The sequence below is a fragment of the Bacteroides sp. AM32-11AC genome (genome assembly GCF_003603515.1).
In the GTDB taxonomy this organism is placed as follows: domain Bacteria; phylum Bacteroidota; class Bacteroidia; order Bacteroidales; family Bacteroidaceae; genus Bacteroides; species Bacteroides uniformis.
Map to the genome: position 1 here is coordinate 78,551 of NZ_QTNH01000019.1, position 7,159 is coordinate 85,709.

Annotated in this window: 6 protein-coding genes; all 6 read right to left on the bottom strand. The window is 37.9% G+C overall.

Annotated elements, in window-relative coordinates; genetic code table 11:
- Positions 1 to 4 precede the first annotated feature (4 nt).
- On the bottom strand, positions 5 to 1,210 hold the full coding sequence (locus DW800_RS17975) for a 6-bladed beta-propeller (protein WP_016272566.1): 1,206 nt from the start codon (positions 1,208 to 1,210) through the stop codon (positions 5 to 7).
- A 58-nt stretch (positions 1,211 to 1,268) separates the two neighbouring features.
- Positions 1,269 to 2,117, bottom strand: coding sequence for a formylglycine-generating enzyme family protein (locus DW800_RS17980; RefSeq protein ID WP_119958246.1), 849 nt, complete (start codon positions 2,115 to 2,117; stop codon positions 1,269 to 1,271).
- Positions 2,118 to 2,471: 354 nt separating this feature from the next.
- Positions 2,472 to 2,807 carry a hypothetical protein gene (locus DW800_RS17990; RefSeq protein WP_117964814.1) on the bottom strand — a complete coding sequence of 112 codons (336 nt, stop codon included), beginning with the start codon at positions 2,805 to 2,807 and terminating at the stop codon, positions 2,472 to 2,474.
- A gap of 441 nt (positions 2,808 to 3,248) precedes the next feature.
- A complete protein-coding gene (locus DW800_RS18000) occupies positions 3,249 to 3,686 on the bottom strand; it encodes a DUF3244 domain-containing protein (RefSeq protein ID WP_016272561.1) in 438 nt (145 codons plus the stop codon).
- A gap of 118 nt (positions 3,687 to 3,804) precedes the next feature.
- Positions 3,805 to 5,499: a tetratricopeptide repeat protein gene (locus tag DW800_RS18005; protein ID WP_117964816.1), complete on the bottom strand. Its 1,695-nt coding sequence runs from the start codon at positions 5,497 to 5,499 to the stop codon at positions 3,805 to 3,807.
- 790 nt (positions 5,500 to 6,289) lie between these two features.
- Positions 6,290 to 6,940, bottom strand: a complete 651-nt coding sequence (locus DW800_RS18020; RefSeq protein WP_005823861.1) for a hypothetical protein — start codon at positions 6,938 to 6,940, stop codon at positions 6,290 to 6,292.
- Positions 6,941 to 7,159 lie beyond the last annotated feature (219 nt).

Sequence of the window (7,159 nt, forward strand, 5' to 3'; positions counted from 1 at the left end):
GTACTTAATAAAGCATGACCATAATAGGGTTACCTTCCTCTTCTACTCCCATTCTCCGTTGATTATCATCACTGAGTTCATCCGGTTGTAACAAAGCAAAAAAATGTCCATCCGAAGTGACTCCCCTGATTTGGATATGCTGATTATTCATTTTATCAAATAAGCTATCACCCTTTTGGCAAACAACAGTTTTCTTTTCCTTATGGTAAAATCCACAATATGACTGGCTTTCTTCTAAATATAAGCTTGTATGAAAATGGAAATAGATGTATTCTGCATTCTCCAGAATATAGTCTATGGCTATTTTCTTATCACATCCTTCTACATCCAATTGCTGCTGCTCACTCCAGTGCCACTCACCCAGTTCAAAAACCAGATATGGAGTAAGTCCCTGCTCTGAAATAGTATAGATAGTATCATTAAAAGCTTGTTTCACTCGGATGGCATCCTTAGATTTCCATAACGAAGGGCTATTGATTGCCGTATAATATTTCCGGTCACCAACAAATTCTGCCATTGCCAAGTCACCTCCATAAGCAACATTGCCCCCCAACAAATTTGAAACCGACAAAACCTCATCCATGGGAAGCAGGGCTGAATTCCATGTAGCAATACCGGTCAATGACATCGTATTTCTATCCATATAAAAGACTGATGGCGTCTCCGGAGAGAGTTTCATTTTATTATGTCCCCAAATTCTGTCCGCATCCATCAAATAGTAATTTTGGGACAGAATACAATTGACTGTATCTTGCAATCGAATTCTATCCTTATATTTCCCATCAAATCCATATAGTAGGAAATCATTATTCCATCCCAATAGATAAACGGTTCTCCGAACCGCATCAGCCCAAAAGCTCACTTTCCCCCATGAATCCTTTGCATATCCTTCCGGATCAGTACCTACGTGTCCAATATCCCGAATATACTTCCCGTTAGTACGGTCAAAAAGTTTCAGATTCTGATGGACAGAAGATACCAATATCGCACTATCCATAATTATGCACTCCGGATATTTTCCTATAATAGCCTGCTCATTAGTCTCCAAAGGAATATAACTTATGCTGGAAAACAAATTTTGTACAGATTGTCCTTCTGACAATCTACTCATTGCTTCCGCAACATTAATTACATTGCCATCAATCTGCTTTTCGGAACACGAAGTTACAACCAACATCAATAATAAAAAGAATTTCCACATATATCTCATACCATTTCTATTCATTACTCTGAAAGTAGTAAAATATCACTTATCATCATTAATTACATTATTTAATCGATTCCGGCTCCATCACAAGGCGAAAACCTCCATACTCGTCACTATAATTCTCAATGTCGTAATCAATGTACGACACCCGACACCCCTCTGCTGTTCCTCCCCAACTTCCACCTCGCAATATTCGGCGGAAAAAAAGATAAGTACCCTCAAAAGGCCATCCCGGATGGATAGACTTACCACCTTGCTTGTATTCTTTAGTGTACAAATCACCGCACCACTCCCAAACATTGCCACTCATATCATACAATCCCAATTCATTGCTTTTTTTCAGACCTACCGGACGGGTAGTTCCAGCTTCTCCATATTGTCCGCCAGAGGAATTCCCAACATACCAAGCCACCTCACTTACCTGATTGCTGCCACTGTATTTATAGTGCTTACTTTTGTGTCCACCACGCGCTGCGTATTCCCATTCGGCCTCAGTCGGAAGACGAAATGTTTTACCGGTCATAGCATTTAATCTACCGATAAACTCCTGCGCATTTTTCCAGCTTACATTTTCCATCGGGCAATCTCCGCATCCCCCATTAAACGGCAAAATGGAATCAGTATCCATAACCGCCCTCCACAGCCTTTGAGTAACTTCATATTTTCCTATGTAAAAATGAGATACCGACTCCTTACGTGCTGGTTTCTCGTTATCCTCACAGTCACATCCCTGCTCATCTGTACATCCCATCATAAATGTACCTCCTTTCACAAAAACCATCTCAATAGAATCCCCATTCACAACAACTACAAGTTGCTGAATAGGAGTTTCATTCGACTGACATCGAATAAAAACAGTTATAAGACATATTGCCAAAACAACAGTCAATGCTTTAACTCTTCTTTTCATACTTTCATTAAGAACATTCTCTTCCTTAGTATTTCATACTATATATACGAATAGCACAAACATACTAAAAACAAATGAATTACGAACTATTCATAGATATATTTTTCACACTTCATGGGAAAACAGTTTCATCTTTATATCAACTTCTTAATAAAGAACAGCTATTATGGGGTTACCTTCTTCTTCAACTCCCATTCTCTGTTGATTATCATCGCTAAGTTCATCCGGTTGTAATAAAGCAAAGAAACATCCATCCGAACTAACTCCCCGAATTTGAATATGCTGATTGTTCTCTTTATCAAACAAGTTATCACCTTCTTGGCATACAACTGTTTTCTTGCGAATAAATATAAATCACTTCTTATATATGCAAGAATCATTTATGCTTACTTCAACAATACGATTACTATTTGACCCAAATAAATGTTCATTTTGAATATACAACTCTATTTCATGGCTTGGCAAATAATTCTGAAACCATTCATAATTTATTTCACTTTCCATACCTCTATTTATATAATAAAAAGAATCATTCTCCAACTCTATTACAATATCATTATGCTCTGTAGCAGATACACTTCTAACAATTCCTCTTTGCAGACTTATGTTATTTGATATAGACACGAATCTAAATATTAAAAATAGAGCTATAAAAGCCATCAAGACATACACTACAATTTTTTTTTTCATACGTAAATAATTATTATGCTTCTTACTAAAAAGAAGCGTTATACAATCTTTTCTTTAGCTAAAAACGAACAAGTTTCACCCGACTTCATATCCTGATTACGACTCCAGACCATCATAAAATTCTGCATCCTCAAATCCATAGCCTACCAAAGCCTCATTATAACCTTTCATTGCAATAAAGCCTCGCTTCTTCAAACATATTCGTCCAAAAACATCACGTTTACAAAGAGTACTGATATAGAATATATTTTCTTCATTCTCAAACTTCTTCATCACGAACTCTGCAAAGCCTTTCCCCAGATAATTATCTGCATCCAGATTACATACCGACTCGCTAACCTAAAAACCATATTCCCACTATGACTTCGTCGATAATAAGCCGGTTCATGCAAGTGATGCAAAATGAGATTTGTTTCATAGTGTTATATATTCATTATCAAATCAATGAACAGTAAATCTACCGAATGCATAAGCCCCATCCGCGCCCTTTATCTCAAGTAAAAAATCACCACCTAAACCTTGCTGTAACTGTACTTTTCTTAATATAGGAGAGTCTATATTCTCAGCAGAGGAGTAAACAACATTCCCATTCTGAGAAATTGCAATTTCCACTTCACCTATCGATTGATAGAATTCCAAATCAATGGAATGGTCATCATTCAAAAATGCTAAAAAAGGAGTAGCTGAAGGAATAGAACGATGAGCATTCCCCGGACCACCCGGTAAATCAAAATCCTCATCCATGACGATTTCTACTCTCGAAGGAAAAGTAACTGAATCTGCACTTACTACATTTACTACAAGAAAGTAGTATAAACTTAACAAAATAAAAAATGATTTCATAGTATCTTTAGTTTTGAATGTTACAAAGATAGCCATTCAATCACTTCTTAGAGAAAATACGAGTGGACAACACAAGACAAGTCAATACTCTATACACCAATAAGATGACAGTAAAAACATTTCTAAATTAGTGGACGAAAATCAAGCGATTATTCTAGTAAAGAGCTACAAATTCTTCCAATTTATCATTTGTATCCAAACTTAAGATTCCCCTCAACCTCCGTTTCTTCGTAAAAATGGAATTCATCTCACAGTCAAAAGTGAACATCAATTCACTGGAAGTGAAACCGACTTTAAGCAAAGCCAACAACATCAAGTTGCCACTAGTTAATTTAAAATCTTTCTTTAACCGAGAAATAAAATTACCATATATTAAATCTATATATTCAAGGAGTTGTTCTTTCTCCTGGTTGGTCATATTCTTCACAATCAGCTTTTCCTTCTTCAATTGTTCCAAGAGATAAACGCCATTTACACATACATTTTCACTTATTTTTTTATTCTCACTCTCCAATAGCAAAATCTTTTGGTTCAATTTAGCAATCTTCTCTCTATTTGTTTCTGCCATCTCACCTGCCCTTTGTTTCAACACATCAAGTTCATAAACATATCGTTTAATCATGCACTCATTTTCTTCTATTATTTGCATATTCTTCCGGAACAGTCCTTCATATCTCTTTCTCAAAAGAAAATACAAAACAATGCATAGCAGTATAATAAACAAGACTACTGCTATCCAAAAATAAAGCTGTATTTGCTTTTCACGTTCAACCTGTTGCTTTTCTAAAAGAAGTTTTCCTCTTTCATATTTACGTTGCAAAGTCAAAATTTGAGATGTTTGTTTAGCATCCCGTTCAATGACTAACAACGAATCAGACTTTTCTTTGAAATAGAGAGCCATTGCATACTTTTTCTGTTTCTTTTCCAACAGATACAAATAGTGATATGCACCCGCCAGAGTACGAGGATTTTCAGAATTCAAAGCTAAAGCGAAACATCTTCCAGCCTCATCCAACTTATTTAGATTCAAATAAATATTCCCCAATGACATTGAACAGTGATGCATAGAATGCCTATCTTGTTCAGTCTCTACCGCAGTTTTCAACAAGATTATTGCATTTTCCAAATCCCCTTCATTTCTTTTTGCAATTCCTTTTACTTGTAACAAAGAAGGAGTTACTCGTTCAAAATCGGTACATCCTTTCTTTTCCTCACACAAGGACAAAGCCCTATTGATGTAGTTATAAACACTGTCATATTGTTGTTCTACATAATAAATACGAGCAATATCCCGATAAGCATATATAACCCCTAAAATATCAACTGCCTTTTGAAAACAACATACCGAACTTTGATAATTATCAAGAGCATCTTTGTGTAGCTTTCTATCTGCATTCAAAATACCGATATACTCATATGCCAAGCCTTGTAACTTATACTCTTCCGTTTTCTCCAATTTAGCCAAAGCATTCAAATAGGCTTGCATAGCCAGTGTATTATTCCCCTGCAAATCCATCACTTTGCCATAATAAAACAATGCCTTCCCCGCTTTCACCTTATCCTCCCCATTCTTATAATAATCTACCGCAATTTTTATCAACGAATCCGACTGCAAACTATCCAGATAGTTTTTATCACGTGCTTGCGTCAGCAGCAATGCATAGTCCGCCCGCTGCTTCCCACGAAGCTCCTCCGGATGAGGAATTTGCTCCAACAGCAGCAATGCACTGTCAGGATATACATCCATATACCTCTCTACCTTATCAAAAACATTGGATACGTTCTTCTCTACGCAAGAACCTAACAGTACACAAACGGACAAAAGCCCAAGATATAACAGTTTTTTCATATGAACATGTTCTTTACCAGATTATCATTGCGTATACACAGAATCCTTTTGGAGATAAATATTCACATCAGCCAACGGCAATCCTTTTTCCCCATCAGTCACAATGCCATTTGTCTGCGCATTAGAAACAACTGCACAGCAGAATGTTATGAACAGTACTATACATCGCTTCATAATCCATGTATATATAATTAAACTTTGGATGAGAATAAGCTTTTTTACGGCCTCTCCCTTCAAAGATACAAAAAACCGCTTCAACAATGTACAAAAACAAGATAAATGTGGCAAACAAAACAAATAGCTCAGAGCTTGTTTCCCCTTACATAGGCTTCCTTTCCATTTTCTGTACGGAGTTATCAGCGCCTATCGGCCGTGATGCGCTCTGCCAACGGCCGTCAACCACTCGACTAACGACCGTCAACAAGGTGCTTCATAACCGTTGAACACCTATTATACTCATAGTTTCCCCATACTGTGCACCTATCTTATTCCTATTATGAGCCCAGCTGCAGTCTATCGGTAAACGGTCTTTTACGAAGTTAATACCGTGTTTACACGAAACGCTTATCGTGTAAACAAGATATTTGCAAAATGCTGCACATTCTATTAATACACTAACAAACAAGATATTAACTTACCTTCCGGCGTATTTCCGCTGTGGAAGCAAAAGTTGCTTCCACCTTTTTGAGTTGCTTCCACAGCACTTGTAATGCCGATGAATAAAGGGATGCAGGAAGTAGGTGGAAGTGTGGAAGCAGAAATGATAAAACTAAGCAGAGATAATTTTCCCTTAAAAGCAATAAAACTCCAGAATCTGCTGGAGCAAAGCATCCTGCTTTCCCGGACCTTTTTCCAACTCCACACTTTTCAGGTTATAGAGTTGTGCCAGCAAAGCTGACGACTGCTTCTCGCAAAGACGGGAATCATGTACCTGCTCCATCCAGCAGACGGTCTCTCCCCAAACATCTACCGAAAGATGTGACAAGACTTCTGTCGGGGCTCCCCCCTTCTCCACCTTACGGAAGATTTCGACCAAAGCACACAACAAGCTGGACATTATCTGTTTACAACGGGAATGGGAACGGGATTCCCGGTTTCTGAAACGTAGCAGGAAATAGTACCCCAGCCATAAATAAACGGTGGTGACTTCTGCATGGATTTTCTCTATCCTCTTCCAATGCGCAACCAAAGCAGCATCAATTTCTTCCAGAATCGCATCCGTATCATCTTCTATGTAGTATTTCTGCGCAAGACACTCTATCACGCACCCCCATTTCGCCATATCCACACACTCTTGCGTACGCCCCATCCATACATGGGCTTCCTCCAATATCCGGAATGCCTTTTCTCCACATTCCGGAGCATCATAAAACCGATACTGACGAAACAACAGAAGAGACTGACATAATAACTCATCCAAAGAGTACTCCGCACTTTCCATATTTAAAATTCAAGTATCCATTCAGGTAACAAAATCGAGCAAAAGTAATCATTTCCTAAGAAAATCACGCTGTTTCAGCACAAAAACCGGCAAGAAAAAGAAGATACCGATGACGGACATCACCAGTCCGCCAATGGTACCCGCCGCCAATGGAAACCAGAAAGCTTCCTTGTCCTCACCTATCATGAAAGGGATAAATCCCAGAATGGTAGAAACTAC